General features: G+C 35.2%; 19 protein-coding genes. 9 read left to right on the top strand and 10 right to left on the bottom strand.

Annotated features, from left to right (window positions below):
• Positions 1-576: 576 nt before the first annotated feature.
• The 4 genes from H4J56_RS08140 to H4J56_RS08125 all read left to right on the top strand — a co-directional run bounded on the left by H4J56_RS08140 (position 577) and on the right by H4J56_RS08125 (position 3805).
• Positions 577-1251, top strand: a complete 675-nt coding sequence (locus H4J56_RS08140) for a response regulator transcription factor (RefSeq protein ID WP_182218550.1) — start codon at positions 577-579, stop codon at positions 1249-1251.
• Entirely contained in the window at positions 1251-2675 is a 1425-nt protein-coding gene (locus H4J56_RS08135; protein WP_182259162.1) for a HAMP domain-containing sensor histidine kinase, read from the top strand. Before H4J56_RS08140 ends, H4J56_RS08135 begins: the two co-directional genes overlap by 1 nt.
• Positions 2676-3049: 374 nt before the next feature.
• The gene (locus H4J56_RS08130) at positions 3050-3364 is read left to right on the top strand and encodes a multidrug efflux SMR transporter (RefSeq protein ID WP_182218554.1); all 315 of its coding nucleotides are present in this window, start codon (positions 3050-3052) and stop codon (positions 3362-3364) included.
• Positions 3365-3391: 27 nt separating this feature from the next.
• Positions 3392-3805 carry an ACT domain-containing protein gene (locus H4J56_RS08125; RefSeq protein ID WP_182259161.1) on the top strand — a complete coding sequence of 138 codons (414 nt, stop codon included), beginning with the start codon at positions 3392-3394 and terminating at the stop codon, positions 3803-3805.
• A 686-nt stretch (positions 3806-4491) separates the two neighbouring features.
• Here H4J56_RS08125 and H4J56_RS08120 read toward each other — a convergent pair.
• The gene (locus tag H4J56_RS08120; RefSeq protein WP_182259160.1) at positions 4492-5259 is read right to left on the bottom strand and encodes a DUF3108 domain-containing protein; all 768 of its coding nucleotides are present in this window, start codon (positions 5257-5259) and stop codon (positions 4492-4494) included.
• Positions 5260-5434: 175 nt separating this feature from the next.
• On the opposite strand from H4J56_RS08120, the gene H4J56_RS08115 reads away from it, so the two are divergent.
• From H4J56_RS08115 to H4J56_RS08105, 3 genes are all read left to right on the top strand, one after another.
• Positions 5435-7132, top strand: a complete 1698-nt coding sequence (locus H4J56_RS08115; protein ID WP_220465920.1) for a phosphoethanolamine transferase — start codon at positions 5435-5437, stop codon at positions 7130-7132.
• On the top strand, positions 7132-7497 hold the full coding sequence (locus H4J56_RS08110; protein WP_182243594.1) for a diacylglycerol kinase: 366 nt from the start codon (positions 7132-7134) through the stop codon (positions 7495-7497). Before H4J56_RS08115 ends, H4J56_RS08110 begins: the two co-directional genes overlap by 1 nt.
• Before the next feature lie 94 nt (positions 7498-7591).
• Complete coding sequence (locus tag H4J56_RS08105) at positions 7592-9562, top strand: LTA synthase family protein (protein WP_182259159.1); 1971 nt, start codon at positions 7592-7594, stop codon at positions 9560-9562.
• 65 nt (positions 9563-9627) lie between these two features.
• On the opposite strand, the gene ybaK is transcribed toward H4J56_RS08105, so the two are convergent.
• From ybaK to H4J56_RS08065, 8 genes are all read right to left on the bottom strand, one after another.
• A complete protein-coding gene (gene ybaK, locus H4J56_RS08100) occupies positions 9628-10095 on the bottom strand; it encodes a Cys-tRNA(Pro) deacylase (protein WP_182222487.1) in 468 nt (155 codons plus the stop codon).
• A gap of 93 nt (positions 10096-10188) precedes the next feature.
• The gene (locus H4J56_RS08095) at positions 10189-10503 is read right to left on the bottom strand and encodes a DUF2007 domain-containing protein (protein WP_182259158.1); all 315 of its coding nucleotides are present in this window, start codon (positions 10501-10503) and stop codon (positions 10189-10191) included.
• A gap of 94 nt (positions 10504-10597) precedes the next feature.
• Positions 10598-10975 carry a PH domain-containing protein gene (locus tag H4J56_RS08090; protein ID WP_182173093.1) on the bottom strand — a complete coding sequence of 126 codons (378 nt, stop codon included), beginning with the start codon at positions 10973-10975 and terminating at the stop codon, positions 10598-10600.
• Positions 10976-11083: 108 nt separating this feature from the next.
• On the bottom strand, positions 11084-11680 hold the full coding sequence (locus tag H4J56_RS08085) for a glutathione S-transferase family protein (RefSeq protein WP_182231321.1): 597 nt from the start codon (positions 11678-11680) through the stop codon (positions 11084-11086).
• Between the two features lie 116 nt (positions 11681-11796).
• Positions 11797-12390 carry an HD family hydrolase gene (locus H4J56_RS08080; protein WP_182222485.1) on the bottom strand — a complete coding sequence of 198 codons (594 nt, stop codon included), beginning with the start codon at positions 12388-12390 and terminating at the stop codon, positions 11797-11799.
• A 125-nt stretch (positions 12391-12515) separates the two neighbouring features.
• Positions 12516-13061 carry a DUF7010 family protein gene (locus tag H4J56_RS08075; RefSeq protein ID WP_182217556.1) on the bottom strand — a complete coding sequence of 182 codons (546 nt, stop codon included), beginning with the start codon at positions 13059-13061 and terminating at the stop codon, positions 12516-12518.
• A gap of 296 nt (positions 13062-13357) precedes the next feature.
• On the bottom strand, positions 13358-14002 hold the full coding sequence (locus H4J56_RS08070) for a GNAT family N-acetyltransferase (RefSeq protein ID WP_182217554.1): 645 nt from the start codon (positions 14000-14002) through the stop codon (positions 13358-13360).
• 213 nt (positions 14003-14215) lie between these two features.
• Positions 14216-14599, bottom strand: coding sequence for a DUF3192 domain-containing protein (locus tag H4J56_RS08065; RefSeq protein ID WP_070376254.1), 384 nt, complete (start codon positions 14597-14599; stop codon positions 14216-14218).
• Between the two features lie 207 nt (positions 14600-14806).
• Between H4J56_RS08065 and H4J56_RS08060 the strand changes: the two genes are divergently transcribed.
• Positions 14807-15133, top strand: a complete 327-nt coding sequence (locus H4J56_RS08060) for a hypothetical protein (protein ID WP_182259157.1) — start codon at positions 14807-14809, stop codon at positions 15131-15133.
• Between the two features lies 1 nt (position 15134).
• Here the strand turns inward: H4J56_RS08060 and syd are convergent, their stop codons facing one another.
• A complete protein-coding gene (gene syd / locus H4J56_RS08055; RefSeq protein WP_182259156.1) occupies positions 15135-15695 on the bottom strand; it encodes a SecY-interacting protein in 561 nt (186 codons plus the stop codon).
• Positions 15696-15756: 61 nt separating this feature from the next.
• On the opposite strand from syd, the gene queF reads away from it, so the two are divergent.
• Complete coding sequence (queF, locus tag H4J56_RS08050; RefSeq protein WP_182259155.1) at positions 15757-16620, top strand: NADPH-dependent 7-cyano-7-deazaguanine reductase QueF; 864 nt, start codon at positions 15757-15759, stop codon at positions 16618-16620.
• Positions 16621-16773: the final 153 nt, after the last annotated feature.

Genomic DNA, 16773 nt, shown 5'->3' with positions numbered 1-16773 from the left:
CTGATTAAAAGCAATGAAATTTATACGATTTTTAAGGGAGGAGCTCTTGGGTGCAGGTATTGAAATTTGTCATTCAATAATATGATGTTTTTGTTTGTTGAAATTTTAAATAGGTAGGTAACTTGGTTGATGCGATTATTTGTCTTATTGCTAATAAGCAATACATCAGGTTCTGCATCACATGCGATATCAGTGAAGACTTCAAGAGTGAATTGTTGAGCAATGTTCGAGTTTATTTCATCGCCAATACTATATCCTAACTCTCCATGGGAGCTGGTTATAACAAATAAAAGTATGGCGAAGATAAATTTACTCAAGCGGTTCTCAAAATAAATTACTATTAAATATATATTGAGTGACAAGTTTATTTTTTCAAGTCAGTAAATGTAATTTTTTATTTCTATGATTTTCAAGTTACTTTTTCACATGTAATTTCTCTTAAATGACACTTTAGATAGCGCTTATTTAGGCTATCTACTGGTTATATCTAACAGCATAATCTAAGTAAAAACTCAGCAAATCTTAAGTTAACTCTGCTATCTTCTACAAAGAGAAACTGTTTATTATAGGCTTACCTTGAAAATATTAATTATTGAAGATTCAACTTCATTAAGAAGAAGTCTAAAAATAGGGCTGTCAAACTTAGGTTTCACGGTAGATGATACTGGCGATGGCTCTGAAGGCCTAAGTATGGCTTTAGCTGGTGATTACTCGCTACTAATACTTGATTTGATGCTGCCATCTGTTGATGGCACTGCAATATTAAAAGCTATAAGAAAAGCCAATAAAGACCTAAGGGTACTGATACTATCAGCAAGAGATCTGACTGAGGATAAAATATCAGGCTTACTAAATGGCGCTGATGACTATTTAACAAAACCGTTTTCATTCGATGAACTCCATGTTCGTCTGCTTTGCTTAATGCGCAGAGGCAGCTTAAATATAAATGACAGCAAAATTAATATTGGCGTTTTTTCATTAGACATCCATTTAAAACAATTGCTATGCAATAGCATCGATGCCCATTTAACACCTAATGAATATAAGCTTGTTGAATGTTTATTTACCAATCAAGGTAAAGTCGTCTCTCCTGAAAAACTAAGTGACTATCTAGCCGGCCAGTACAATGCAGTAGCAAAAAATTCCATTGAAGCCCATCTATCAACTACCCGAAAAAAAGTAAGAGATATAGGGCATGATTTACCCATAAAAACCAAGCGTGGTTTCGGCTATTTTGTTGAGAAAAATTAATGACTTCTATTAAGAAAAAGTTAAGTCGATATATATCAATATCAATATCGATATTGTTAGTCTCGCTCTTTTTAATTACTGATATTAGTGTTGATAGTTGGATCAGCAGTCAGTTTGACCGCGCGATGATTAATAAAGCCGGTTTATTAGAAACCTTAGTAAGCGAGCATCCTGACAAAGTAGATTTTGATTTTGCTGATGAGTTTATGCCTGAGTTTTCAGGGGCTAACGATCCTGAATATTTTCAATTATGGCGAGATGACAAGGTATTTGAGCGCTCTGAAACACTTAAGCTTTTTGAAAATAACGACTTACCCAAGTTAGACGTTACACTACACAAATCATCAATAACAAATATAACGCTACCCGATGGGCGTTCTGGCCGGATGTATTTCACAAAATTCATCCCTCAAATCGACAGTGATGTGAGAGAAGAATACGGAATAACAAAAGCGTTCTTTGCAAAAACTCAAAAGCCAATGGAGTTGGCCTATGCAACGAGTAACGAGGGCTTAAATCAAATTCTTTGGTTTGTTGATATTATTTTTATATTGACCTCGATTTTCGCGGTTATCGCGGTAAGGATTATCGTTTTTAATGTTGTTGAGCGAGGGTTAAAACCGCTCGATGAGTTAAATATCAAACTGAAACAGATTAATTTAAATTCTGAAATTAGCACCATATCAACTAGCCAACTCCCCGAAGAACTTATCGCAATAGCAAACGGAATTAACCATTTTATCAGCGAGAATAAAATTCTTTATTCCAGAGAAAAAAGAATTACCTCTGATATTGCACATGAGTTAAAAACGCCAATCGCCGAGTTACTTAATTTAAGTGAAGTTGCAATAAAATTCCCTCATGAAGAGCAGTTAGCCGCAAGCTTTAAGACGGATGTACTTGCGATCACACAGCGATTAAGAAATATCGTCAATGGGATACTTTTATTGCAAAAAAGTACTTATCAAGCTGAATTAGAGAAACAACAAGTAAATGTTGAGCTGTTACTTAAGACAATCATGGTCTCTGAAAATAAGCAGTGCAGAAATATTACCCTTAGCTTTAGTAAGCAATGTGGTTATATTCAGACCAATGAATTTGCTTTCACTACTGTGCTAACTAATCTGATTAATAATGCGCTCTACTATAGCCCAGAAACAACTCCGGTGATTATTGCCGTAAGGCCTGAACAAAATACCCATAAAATACGGCTGGATATTTCAAACGTCAGCAGTTTTGAATATTCAGAACAAGACTTAACGATGTTTTTTGAACCTTTGTGGCAAAAAGATTCATCAAGAACATCCGAAGAAAGGTACGGGCTAGGTTTAGCAATTGTTAAATCTTACTGTGAGAGAATAGGGGCTATTTTAGACGTAGCAATAGCACCTGACCAAAGTATTACTTTTACTATTATAATATGATCTACGGTATTATTTTATCTAGCCTATGACTAAGCTTGTGGCGTTATGAAAAATAACGACCATCAGTACCACTCAATTGCATTTATGTTTACCGCTTTAAAATTAAATATTTGCGATAAAGCTACGATAATTCGTAAACGTCAAGGTAGTTACCAGGCAACTAAGCTGCCATTAATATTTTGTCAAACATTGATGATATAAAACTTTTAACTTTAACTATGCCCCCATAACGATCATAAGTAGATATAATAGCTATTTCCCTTTATCAATTTTATTTGTTAATGTGCTAGTGAGTTAAATCAGTATCGATGTGGGGACGACCTCACCGCTCTATTTTTTCAGGGGACGACCCCTAAATTTAATAGAGTGTCTATATGTATTGGTTCATCTTATTTCTCGCAGGAATTTTAGAAGCTGGCTGGTTAGTTGGTATTCAAAAATCAGAATCTTTTACAAATATCCCATATGTAATATTCGCTGTTCTTTCAATGACGCTTAGCTTAGTGTTGTTCTCAATAGCATTAAAAGACATTCCTGTTAGCCAAGCATACCTCGTTTGGTTAGCTATAGGTGCGTCATCAATTTCAATCATAAACCATTACTTTTTTGATCAACCACTTTCAATTCAACAATTGTTTTTCTTTTGTTTGATCTTTGTTGGTGTGGTTGGTCTAAAAATATCTAATTAATACAAAAATTAAACTTAGGAAATATATATGTCTGGTGAAAAAAACTTAGCAAAATTAATCGCGTCTATGACGCCTGTTTTAATCGAAGATGGATATGTGTTTGGTACTCTTGAGACATATGATTATCAACAAGTATTATTGCTAAACCCTATAAGCACTTTTCAAGAAAAGGAAGGATTAACCGTTATATTGACGAAAGAAAAAGCCGATGAATTTAACATTTCGTACTCTGGTGTTTTTAAATGTATTACATTGAATGTACATTCAAGCCTTGATGCTGTTGGGTTAACCGCTGCGGTTTCTACTAAATTGACGCAATCCAATATTAGTGCAAATGTGGTTGCTGCTTACTATCATGATCATGTTTTTATTGCCGTTAAGGATGCCGAACAAGCATTAATTGATCTTAATGCACTTACTCAACAAGGCATTGCAGGTTAAGACCGTACTGGTTATTGAAAGGCATTACATGGTTTGTATACTGCTGAAGTATCTACTTTGTCAAGAGGTTGCCTTTCAAATTTAAAACCCTAATGACTTCAATGTTGGCTTAGTTGCCAGTTAGGATAAATCCGCATCTATGACTTATGATTATTCTCAGTGGCCTAATAATATATTGATGCTAACGTCGCTTAATCGGAACAGTTGCTATTATAAAAATGAGTATTAACGACTCTTTTTCAAAAATGATTATGATTTATTCCTGAAAGTTGCTGGTTAACCTAAATAACATTAGCTGGCCAATGTTATGTAGTCGCAGTAGTCAATGGTAATAACCGAAAGTTCTAATGTAATTGGGTGGCATAACTGATGTTATTATTCAAAAAAAGTAATGTCTAAAGAAGTACCTAGTATTGAAATAAATGCCAATGTCGTTCAGTTTCGTTACAAATATGTTTTTTAACACTGACCACCTTTTATCTAAACTATCGATTTAGTGGCGAATGCCAGATGACATGACTCAATTTAAAAATATTAATCTTAATCTTAATCTTAATCTTAATCTTTATAAAAGACAGCTTAAAACAAAACGCTCTTCGCCTTTTGACTAAACTGAGGCTTGAATTTTAATCTAGTCACGCTTTAACCGAATAGGTAAACGCTAAAATCACCTATTTAAGATTCTTCTAGTTTACGGCAGGTATTATCAATTTTTTTAATTCGAGTGTTGCAACTTCTTTACCTTCTTTTTCTTGCTCTACTCTAAAAGGAATAAAGTTATGCTCGACACTTAACCAAAAATGGGTTTTTCTTGAGCTATTGGTTTTTACTCGAGAAACCTTTAACGTATCAACCAGCCCCATTGGTGTCTTAATTTTTTCTCTACCTGAATATTCAAATATATAACTTTTAACTGAATTATCATCATAAACAAAATATTCTAAATGCTGTTCTTTTTTTTGTAAGTCATGGCTCAATTTCTCGATAACTAATAACGGGTCGAGTATATTAGCTTTTAAAGCAAGCGACCATTGTTCAGCGGTATCGCTCCCTAAAACAAGTTGGTTAGCATAATTAAATTCAATCGTTTGATTCTTTGTCTTCTTAAATGTTCGCTCATCTTTGCTGGTATATTTTATTGGTTTTATCTGTTGGGCATCATATGAAAACTCACTAGATTCTTCGGTATTAATGACATAAAAATATTTTGAAGCCTCCGTTTTAAATGTCAGTTTATACTGATTATCAGCAGTTTTTGATAACATCCGCTCTGCTGTTCCATATTTATCACCTTTTCGATAAACGGTATAATGCGCTGTATATTCTGCCAAAGTGGCATTATTCGCTACAGTGGATTTCTCTGTACTTTGTGCATAACAACTGACCATAACTAAACAGGACAATATATAAGTTCGAATATAAGTTGAGCGTAAATAATGAGAGTAGAGAAACATCCAAATAGTACCTTGTGGTGGTGATGCAGAAAAATCACGTGGAAAACGTTCTCTTTTTAGCGTAAATCACGTCCAAGGTAAATTGATTTTTATCTTAAAGGCTATTTTCAGTTTAGCCTAAGCGAACCTTAAGTTTGTATTATTACTATGAAGACACTAACCCATAGGTGTTTTTATGAATTTAATAATTAAATATATCTCTTATTTCAACAATATAAAATTAACAACGAATCAATTATTGTTCTTTACCAGTTGCTACATAGCACTGATATTGAATTTACCTTTTTTGATCAAATCCACAACGATTATTACGGCGCTCGATAACTATAATTTATTCTTTCTGGTGTCATTGCCAATATTTTTATTAGCGTTAACCATTATCATTCAAGGGCTTTTTTCATTTAGATGGTTAACTAAACCTTTGTTGATCGCTACGGTGATTTGTTCTGCTTTAATATTTTATGGCACCATTTCATACGGGATCGTTTTTGATTACGGTATGGTGCAAAATACTATAGAAACCGACACGGCTGAAGCGTGGTCCTACATAAATTTTCACGCTATTATATTCTTTATATTTTTTGGATTGCTCCCCTCTTTCATTATTTATTCGGTACAATTAATTTATAAGCCCTTTTTCAAAGAACTGTTAAGTCGACTAAAAATCATTAGCCTAAGTCTTATCTCGGTCTTTTTAATAGGCGTCTTTTTCTATTCAAATTACGCGGCTGTTGGCAGAAATAATAAAGACCTTATTACCTACATCATCCCTTATAAAATGGTGGTTTCGTCATTCAAATTTGTCCGAAATCATTATTTTTATCCACCATTAGAATTTAAGGTCTTAGATACAACACCATCAATAGTGCGTGACAGTCAGAAAAAGCATGTCACCGTAATGGTATTAGGAGAAACAGCTCGCGCTCAAAGTTTTTCACTAAATGGCTATAGTAAACGGACTAACCCATATACCGAAAAACAAGGTGTTGTCTCTTTCTCAAATATGAGTTCATGTGGAACGGCAACGGCTGTTTCTGTCCCCTGCATGTTTTCAAGATTAAATAAAACGGGTTATGACAAACGTGTTGCGATGGCACAACAAAATGTTGTAGATCTTATTCACTTAGCGGGGGCTGACGTTTTATGGATAAGTAATAATAACGGCAGTTGTAAAGGCGTTTGTACGCGGGTAAAAACGAAACAGATAGACACTAACCAATCAAACCCTTTGTGTGATGGTGAGTACTGCTATGACGAAGCACTTTTAGCGCCCTTAAAAAGTAAGCTTAATGAACTAACCCATAAAAACACCATGATCATACTGCATATGATTGGCTCTCACGGACCCACTTATTTTAAACGCTACCCTAAAGACAAACGTATTTTCACTCCTGATTGTCAACGCAGCGATATTCAAAATTGTACACAAGAGCAACTTATTAACAGTTATGACAACACTATCGCTTATACCGACTTGGTACTCTCAAAAATTATTAATGAGTTAAATCAAGTGGCTGAGAAAAATGATATTGAAACTTCTTTGCTTTATATTTCAGATCATGGCGAATCACTTGGTGAGAATGGACTTTATTTACATGGTTTGCCCTACGCCTTCGCTCCAGAGGAGCAAACCCATGTTCCCATGATCTATTGGAACGACCCAATGCAAAATGACTTTGACCTTAATTGCTTGAAAACATCAGCAAAATCACCTATAACTCATGACAATGTTTTTGACACTTTACTTAGTATTATGTCAGTTCGAACAAAAGCATATTATATTGATAATGACCCTTTTCTGGCGTGTAAATCACAAGGTGCTGTAGCACGCACCACTATAACCCAAGACAAATCAATGGAGATTCAAGACTAGTGTTTGACAATATAAATAAACCCAAAGGGTTGCATAGAGTCTATTTAGCGGCTTTAAATTCACTACGCGCATTTAAATGGCTTTACGCCAATGAGTCAGCGTTTAGACAAGAGCTTTTACTGCTTATTATTGCCATACCACTGTCTTTTGTATTTGATATAAGCTTCAAAGAACAAGTGATATTAGTCCTGGCGATCCTCTTTGTTATATTTACAGAAATAATAAATACCGCCATCGAAGCTGTTGTTGATAGGGTTGGTTTAGAGATTCATCCATTGTCTGGGCTTGCAAAAGACTTAGGATCTGCAGCAGTGATGATCAGCCTTATTGTCGCCAGTAGCATTTGGCTAATAATACTTCTGTAATGCTCATAAAAGCTTAACTTCAGTTTAAGTTAAGCTTTCCTTAAGTTTTATACTTTAAGGTAAGTATCGTGTTTTATTAGAGATATTAATAACGATGTTTACCTCTACAACCGCTTTAGTTCGTCCATTTTTACTGTTTGCATTATTATTAATTTTTACACTTTTTGTCGCTAGGCTTGGCTTTGCGATTTGGCAAATTGAACGTTTTACCGATTTTAGCAGTATGGTTACCCTGATACTTAATGGGCTAAAAATCGACTTAAGCACGCTAGGTTATTTATTAATTTTACCTGGAATAGTTCATCCCTTGCTAATGCTGTCTAAATTTCAAAGCACATGGCTTAGCGCGTTAAGAGCAATGTTTTTCTTTATTTTTATGGCAGTGCTCTTTTTTGAGCTTGCCACACCTGCATTTATTAATGAATATGGATTTAGACCTAACAGGTTATTCATCGAATATTTAGCTTATCCTGATGAAGTCATGAAAATGTTATTCAACGGACACTTATTGACCATAGTTGTATTATGTTCCTTAATGATGGTGTCTAGTCCGTTTATTTGGCGTACGGTAGGTAAACTCACTCGTACCAAAAAGCCAATAATTGCTGTAACACCCTCATCATCATCCCTATCATTTATCATGCTCTTTATTGTGCTTTTTCTCTGCGCCAGAGGTACTGTAGGTCATCGCCCTATTAACCCGTCATTCGTTTATTTTTCTACCGACCCACTGATTAATTCATTAACCTTAAATTCAATCTATAGTGTTGCTCATGCTTATAAACAGTTCGGTAATGAAAAGTATGCATCAAAACTTTATGGCACTATGGCTACAGAACAAGTTATTAAACTTGTTCGCCAGGAAACTGGCTTAAATACACAAGTTTTTAATAATAATGCGCAACCTTCTTTTAGCGCTAGGGCACCCGTTTACCAAGGAAAACCTAAAAATTTAGTGATAATTTTAGAAGAGAGTTTAGGTGCGCAATTTGTTTCATCATTGGGAGGGCTACCACTTACGCCTGAAATTGATAAATTAAATACTGAAGGCTGGGCGTTCAAAAATTTATATGCTACCGGTACACGCTCTGTAAGGGGCATTGAAGCGGTTATTACTGGGTTCACACCAACGCCAGCTCGAGCAGTAGTAAAGCTTGATAAATCTCAGCATGGCTTCTTCACCATCGCAAGTTTACTTGAGAGAAATAATTACACCACGCAATTTATTTATGGTGGTGAAAGCCATTTTGATAATATGAAAGGTTTCTTTTTAGGCAATGGCTTTAGCGATATTGTTGATTTTAACAAAATACAAAACCCTCAGTTTGTCGGTTCGTGGGGAGCCAGTGATGAAGACTTGTTTAATCAAGCTGATATCGAATTAAGCAAATTACACAAAGGTGATAAACCTTTTCTAAGTTTTATTTTTTCATCCAGCAATCATGATCCTTTTGAAATACCCTCAGGTAAAATAACGCCACTAGCATATTCAACAGCGCAATTAGCTCTGTACGATTCAAAAGAACTATTGCGCCATCAGGCGATCCAATATGCAGACTATGCTCTGGGTAAGTTTATCGACCAAGCAAAAAAACAACCCTATTGGCAAGACACTATATTTATTATTGTTGCTGACCATGATGCTAGAGCGTTAGGAAACGACCTTGTTCCTATTAAAAATTTCCATATTCCAGGCGTTATTCTTAATTCAGGCAATAAACATTTATCTGATGAAAGAATTGTAAGTCAAATCGACCTTGCTCCGACCTTGCTGTCCTTAATGGGCGTAACTAACGATTCCCCTATGATTGGCCGTGATTTAAATAATACCCAGATCAAAGGAAGGGCAGTGATGCAATATGCCGATAACTTTGCCTATATGACCGATGAGGATGTCACAATACTGCAACCACAAAAGCCACCAGTAAATTTTGACTATTCTTTAAAGAAAAAGAAACTAGAACCTAAAGCAATTAACGCGAAACTTGCTGAGATCGCTTTAGCCCATGCTTTATGGGGAAGTTTAGCCTATGAAAATCAATGGTATTCCAGTAAAACTGAGTAAAACACTGAATAAAAGACTGAGTAATCGAAACTTAAGTTATTATTTTTAATAACTTATTAATGATATCACTGACATATTTTCGTCAGCATTCCATTCGTGAGCTTTATTAAGTCGGCGGGGCTCAATTCTATTTCTAATCCTCGCCGGCCTGCACTCACATAGATAGAGGCGTAATGGTTAGCTGAGGCGTCAACAATTGTTCTCAGTGCTTTTTTTTGTCCAAGTGGACTTACTCCTCCAAGAACATACCCCGTTGAACGTTCAACATCAGACTTATCAGCCATATTAGCTTTTTTAGCTCCAACAGCTTTTGCAATAAGCTTCATACTAAGCATAGCGGAAACCGGAATAATACCTACGGCTAAGCTTTTATCATCTAGCATTACCACTAAAGTTTTGAATATTCGTTGTTCGATGACACCTAATTTTTCGGCTGCTTCGAGTCCATAGGACTCCGTGGTTTCATCATGAGAATACTCATGTATTTTATGTGAAACTTTATTTTTTTTAGCTACATTGATTCCTGGTGTCATTTCAATATCCTAAGTGAGTAGCCTAAAGAAATCGCTGATAATTGTTGGCTAATATATTATTATAAAAACAATGTTCGAACTTAAAGAGCTTCTTTAAAGCGACTCTTTATGTTCATGCTGACAGTTCCAGCATATCTCAAAGGAAGCATCATTTGTTTCAGCGCAGCTTTTACATAGCCAGTCTTCGCCTTTGTTTGCCTGCTGATATGACGTTAATATCGTCGTCGCACGTTCAAAATCAGCCTCATTAACAAGCCAGACTTCTGGCCAAGCATCAAAAGCTGATATTTCACCTACGGCTCCTTGAGCAAATTCATTTTTAATAAAACAACTTATTTGTTGTGCTTCAATAAGGTTTTTAACATTGTTAACCATAAAATGGTTTTCGTGAGCATAAAGCAGTTTCATCATTTCGCCCTAGTGATAGCTATTAATAGGTAGGGTGTAGTTAGCTAAAATATTAACCAATGAATTCATTATTATTTTGTTAATAACAATGAATTTACGCAAGTACGTGTTGGCTAATATGCTGATTAAATTGGATAAGATCGAAAGAACCTTTAATCTCAAATTTAGCCATACCGAGTTCACTGACATAGACTTCTATTTCACAATCCAAATCTAATGTGCCCGATGACTCAACTGAAAAAGCCTGTATTTTGCTATAAGGCAAAGAAGTATAGTCGACCTTTGAACCGGTAATTCCCTGAACGTTGGCGGCAATAATGCGCTTATTTGTGAATACCACTTGGTCTCTAATACTCTTAAAGGCCGCAAAAATTGACTCCCCCTCAATCATAAACTTGTGAAAGTCTTCTCTCGCATCTTCGATTTCTATTGGTTTTAATTTGAACACCGAAGAGTTTTTAAAATCTATCATAGTTAATCCTTATGTAAATAATTTTCGAATACCGTAATAAAAAGCATAGCTTTGCAGTATTGACAAACGTGACATTTATCTCCAACTTCATGGCTTCCCACGATGATGTTACGCCATAGCAGTATAGTTGGGGTGTGCTTGTACCCTATTGATCCACATTTGAATCGCAGGATATTCAAGCAGATTAAAACCACCCTCTTCTGCTACGTGTGTATATCCATAAAGTGAAATATCAGCGGTAGTCAATGTGCTCCCGACAAGATAAGGTGTTATTTCCAATTGCTTCTCCATAATTCTTAGAGCTTTGTGACCCCCTTCTTGTTTGGATTGATATTCCGCTTTACGGTTATCAGGTAAACCAAGATATTTAGCAATAAACCTAGCAACAGCAATAAATGGCTCATGGCTATATTGTTCAAAAAATTGCCACTGCTGTACCTTTGCATTTTCATATCTATCTTTAGGTAACAGTGATGAACCTGAGGCAAGGTAATTCAAAATAGCGTTAGATTCTGATAAAAAACGTCCGTCATCGAGCTCAAGTAACGGAATTTTTCCTGTTGGGTTCTTTTTCAAAAACGACGCTGTGCCACTCTCACCTGCAAGTATATTAATATTAATCCACTCATGCTCTATCTTTAAAATTGAGGTGACAAGCTTAATTTTATAACAATTACCTGACTGAATATCCGCATATATTTTCACTAAATTATCCTTAAGCATGCCACGGTGCAATAATTGCTCGAACAATTATTATCGACAATATAAATAATAGCTTGTGTAATCAAACAGCGTAATACTTTACTGACTAGCTATGCCGATTACTCGTCCAACAACCAACCTTGCTCTACCGCATTATCAATTTGCTGACAAACATATAACCATAACTGAGGAGCGAGTCCTTCAAGAAAACTATTACGTTTTAGTACCTGTGATTTGTTAACCTTATGCTTAACCCAACTGCCCCCCTCATTCTTTATATTTTGTAAAAAGGGTAAAACGCTGTCTATGGCTTTAGCAAATCGAGCATCAACAGTTTTAGCTTCTTCGAACTCTAACCATAAGGCATTAAAAGCTTGAAACTGTTTATCCGGCAATAAACCAAAGATACGGGTTGCTGCAGCAATTTCTTTTTCTTGTTGCTCTGCTAGTGCTTGTTTATCGGAAAAAGCAAACATATCTCCTGCATCTATCTCGACAATATCGTGAATAAGTAACATACTCATCACTCGTGCTATATTGACTTTCTCTACTGCATACTCTTGAAGTATTTCAGCCGTTAATGAAATATGCCAACTGTGCTCTGCACTGTTCTCAAATCTATTTTTATCAGACTTGACCAGCGCTTGTCGATAAATTCCTTTGAGCCTATCTAATTCAATAATAAAATCTAATTGTTTATTGAGTTCTTCCATTGTTTTTCCAAAATGATAAGGTAAATGAAGCATAATTTGACGACAGTTCGCCGCCTATAGCATAAAAGATCGTGCTTAGTGGTGGTCAACAAATCATCAAATAATGGCGAGGCGGGAATGAGCAACTAAGTGGCGTTTAAAACCAAACCTTTCGATTGATTAATGATCACAAGTGAGAAGACAATTTCTGTTGCTCCACCAATAAATGCGCCAATGATAAAATTAGCACCTAACAATATACATAACATACCAGAAAATATCAGCACGCTTCCTAAAAGCCAATATATTTTTAAGCCATACAGCGTATTAAACACTAGATAACGTACACCAATGATCATCAGCATTATCGGATAAAACCATTCAACTTGCAGCTTTGCTACATAGAAAGCCAAAAATAAACCAACAAATAAGATAATTGTACTTTCTAATGCCAGTTTGCCAAGGGGATTTTTAGGATAGTGATTGCCAGGACGTTTAAAGTATTTTGACAATAGCATCGACAACGGATGGATAAACATACCGCCAAAGAATAATGCTAGCATACTCAATTGATTCGAATGCACTAAGGCAACTGAACCAGCAGCACACCAAATTAAACCAGAAACTAATACACCAATTCCACCATCAAAATATGAAAAGCGCATATTTTCCTGTGCTGCTTCAAACTTCATCTAAACTCCTTAACTTTGCAATGCATGTCCTATTAACGGCAATTCACTGACAATAATATCCTTAACAAAAATATTGAGTAAAACCCTATAGCTAATACTTAGTGTTTGAACATTTTTTGTAAGCTAAAATGGATAGTTAAAGCACAAAAATTTGATTAATCAACAAAATATAACATTGGCCACTTTGAAAATACAACCGCTACATTTTTAACTTAGGTAAAAAAACACCTTAAATTAAGTAAAAAAATACCAAATATTAATTTGGTATTTATCTAAAGTTGACCAAGAGAATCAGTTTAACTTTTACTTCGGTAATGAATCATCAGTGAACCCGAAACATTACCAATAGAGAGCTCTTTAACCAGTTCATAATCAACTTCTTTAAAAAATTGTTGATATTTCTTTGTTGTCGCATAAACAGCAACCCCTTCACTTGCAGAGTGCTCTTCTAATATTGTATTAACGGCTGCCATAAGGTAATGACCAAAGCCATGATGTTGATGTAAAGGATGAATCGCAATAAAAGCAAGCATATGAAATTTCTTCATTGGTACAGCAGCAAGTACTGTTTTTTCTTTTTCAATCATCTGTTTGGTACTAAAGTAGCCAGCACCTAACATCATCTTTAAACGCCAGTGCCAAAATCGCTCTGAACTAACACTTTCATCTGGGCTATTTAAACAAGCAACACCTACCATTGCCTCCCCCAAGTATAAGCCAACCATAGGTTGTTTAGCATGCCAAAAAGCACTTAACTCTTCTCGAATGGCTGCGCGCAACTTTTGTTCGTAATCGTTGTTTTCATTGGAAAATATTTCTAGAAAAACAGGATCATCATGATAAGCTTGATACAATAAAGAGGCAGCGAGTTTTAAATCTTCACCTGACAAATAAGCAGCTTTTATATCAAGATTTTTTTTATCACGTATTACTTCTGACATACCTTGTCATCCTTGCGTTTATTATTTTTATCTCATCACCATAGCAGTAAAAAACGAATAAGGTCAAACAAAACTCCAACGCTTTCAAGCTATTTTCTTAAGACAAATATGTAATAATAAACCGTAGATAGCAGGTGCCGTTATAGTAAAAACATAAGGGTTTAGTTGTAAAGGTAGCACTAGTCGTTACCTTTACACTATATGCAATAACGATTAACCTGAAATGTTGCGTCTATAATCTGCACCATTACCCGTTTCTAATAAAACACCATCTACAAAATGTAAATATGTGCACTCGTCCTTAGTGGTTAAATCATCTTTATGGACGCGATGAGTACGATAAAAGAGCACCTGTATTTCTTTACCGTCTATTTGGTATTTTTCATTGAAGTCGCCAAGCCCTAGCTTTTGCTTAACATCACTATAGCTGGCATTTAATTGAATTTTATCAATTTTTTTACGGTTTTCATATTCACGATCGCCAAACGAAGTTGACATTGAATGCCCTTCATCACCGCCACCAACAGCAATAACACATCCCGTTAATGATAAAGTTAAAGGTGCTGCAATAAGTAATGCTATAATTGATTTTTTCATAAGTTTCCCTGATTAATATTTTATGTGTAAATATTTTATATAATTTAAACAACGTTATTGGTCTACAACTTACTTAATAGCAAGGGATAAACCAACTCGGCAACACATTGATATATATATAAATAAAATAAAAACCAGATAAACACAGCGAACATACTTTGTGATATTCGCTAAAACATAGCCTCTTTGACAAGTAATTATAAATTTATGACCATAACTGACGAAATAACAATCATCGCTAATCAATTAGCTAATCAAGGTAAAAAGCCAACGGTAGCCTTGCTTAAAACCAAACTAAAAGCACCAGTTCCACTGCCAACCCTTATATCAATATTAAGAAATTGGACCCATGACCCTAAACTGATCACATTAACCGGTGAAACTAAGAAGCTTGTTGAAAAAAATCAAACGCTAGCCTTGAACTCTCCAGAAATAGAGATGATGATAGCTAAAGCAATAGCAACGGCATTAGAGCCAATAGAAACTGAATTAGCAGAGCTAAAAGCCCTGATCATTAGCCTAAAAAAAATATAAGTTAAGGAATTCTAGGGCTGAGCATATTAATAAAGCTAACCAGTGAGTCGGCCACTTTCTTATGCGCTTTAGCACCTACTTTTTCGACCCAGATCTCCCCGTTGTCATTGTTGACACTTAAAATCATATTATCGTCGTCGGTCAAGGCAAAAAATAAAGTTAATGGTTGCTTTAATTTCTGCTTCATTAATATATGCCCTATCACATTTTCTTGTAAACGTTGGAAGTCATCTTTGCTCCAAGCAAAAAGTAGTGATAAAGCGCCTTCCTCACAGCTTGCATCTAAGGTGTCGCTGTACAAACTGGTGAAATAGGTTTTAAAATCCGCGTGTATTGTTATTTCTAACGCTTTTTCAACATTATCAAAGTTAATCGGGTCGCTGATTTCACAAGGCTGCCAATATTGATGATTTTCATCATAATCATTTGATAAACAGGGAGAAGGCCATTGTTCGTCTTTTTCGATAAGCGGTAAATGCTGGTAACGTTCTTGGTATTGTGATAAATATTTTTGTGAAAATAATGATAAAGATTGCATTAACTCGCATGGTGATGATTTCATCTGTTAAAAAGATCCTTTAAAATGTAACGACAAATAGCCAATAGACTAAACTAGCCATTGTATGACAAATTATAAAAACGCAAAAGTATTAAGCCAATTAACACTTGGAAAAGCCACTAATTATTGCAGTGAATATAACCCAGAACTCTTGCAAGCGGTACCTCGAACTTTAAATAGAGACAGTTTAGCTATTCACGCTGAAAGCTTACCCTTTATTGGCGAAGATGTCTGGTATGCCTATGAACTTTCGTGGCTCAATAGCACAGGTAAACCCGTTGTTGCTGTTGCAGAATTTCGTTTTCCTTGCACCAGCACTAACATAGTTGAGTCAAAGTCATTTAAATTGTATTTAAATAGCTTTAATCAGAGTCGGTTTTCATCTTGGCAAGAGGTTGAAGATTGCTTAATTAAAGATCTATCCAATACCGCTGAAGGCAAAGCGGGCGTAAAGCTATTTCCTGTTGATAATTGCCCTGCACTGGAAATAAATCATCAGATTTTTTCTGAAAACACCCTATGTATAGATGATGTTGAACTTGATATTGATAACTATCAACTTGATCCAACGCTGCTCAACAATGCAAATATTGCAGGGGAAATTGTCAAGGATGAATCTTTAGTCAGCCATTTATTAAAATCTAACTGTTTGATTACTAATCAACCCGATTGGGCAAGTATTTATATTCAATACAGTGGTCAAAAAATTTCACCGAGCGCTTTGCTAGCTTACTTAATATCATTTAGACAACATAATGAGTTTCACGAACAATGTGTTGAAAGAATATATTGTGATTTAATGAAATATTGTCAAGTGACTGAGTTGACTGTTTTTGCGCGCTACACCAGACGAGGCGGTTTAGACATAAATCCATTTCGATCGACGTCTACCTTACACGCACCAACCGGAAGAACGCTAAGACAATAAACACTATTTGAGTTAAATCAATTATAAATCATTATCAATGCTGACTTTTTAGCATCTTAGGTTTACTATTAAGTCATATAATTTAAAAGTGTGTTCATTTTTATATTAACTATATTTAGCTATACTCAATGCAAATTTATCAAGTCCATTAGC

The organism is Colwellia sp. BRX8-4 (assembly GCF_014077345.1).
Lineage (GTDB): Bacteria > Pseudomonadota > Gammaproteobacteria > Enterobacterales > Alteromonadaceae > Colwellia_A.
Note: the sequence above shows the minus strand (reverse complement) of the source record. Positions and strands in the feature narration are given on the sequence as shown.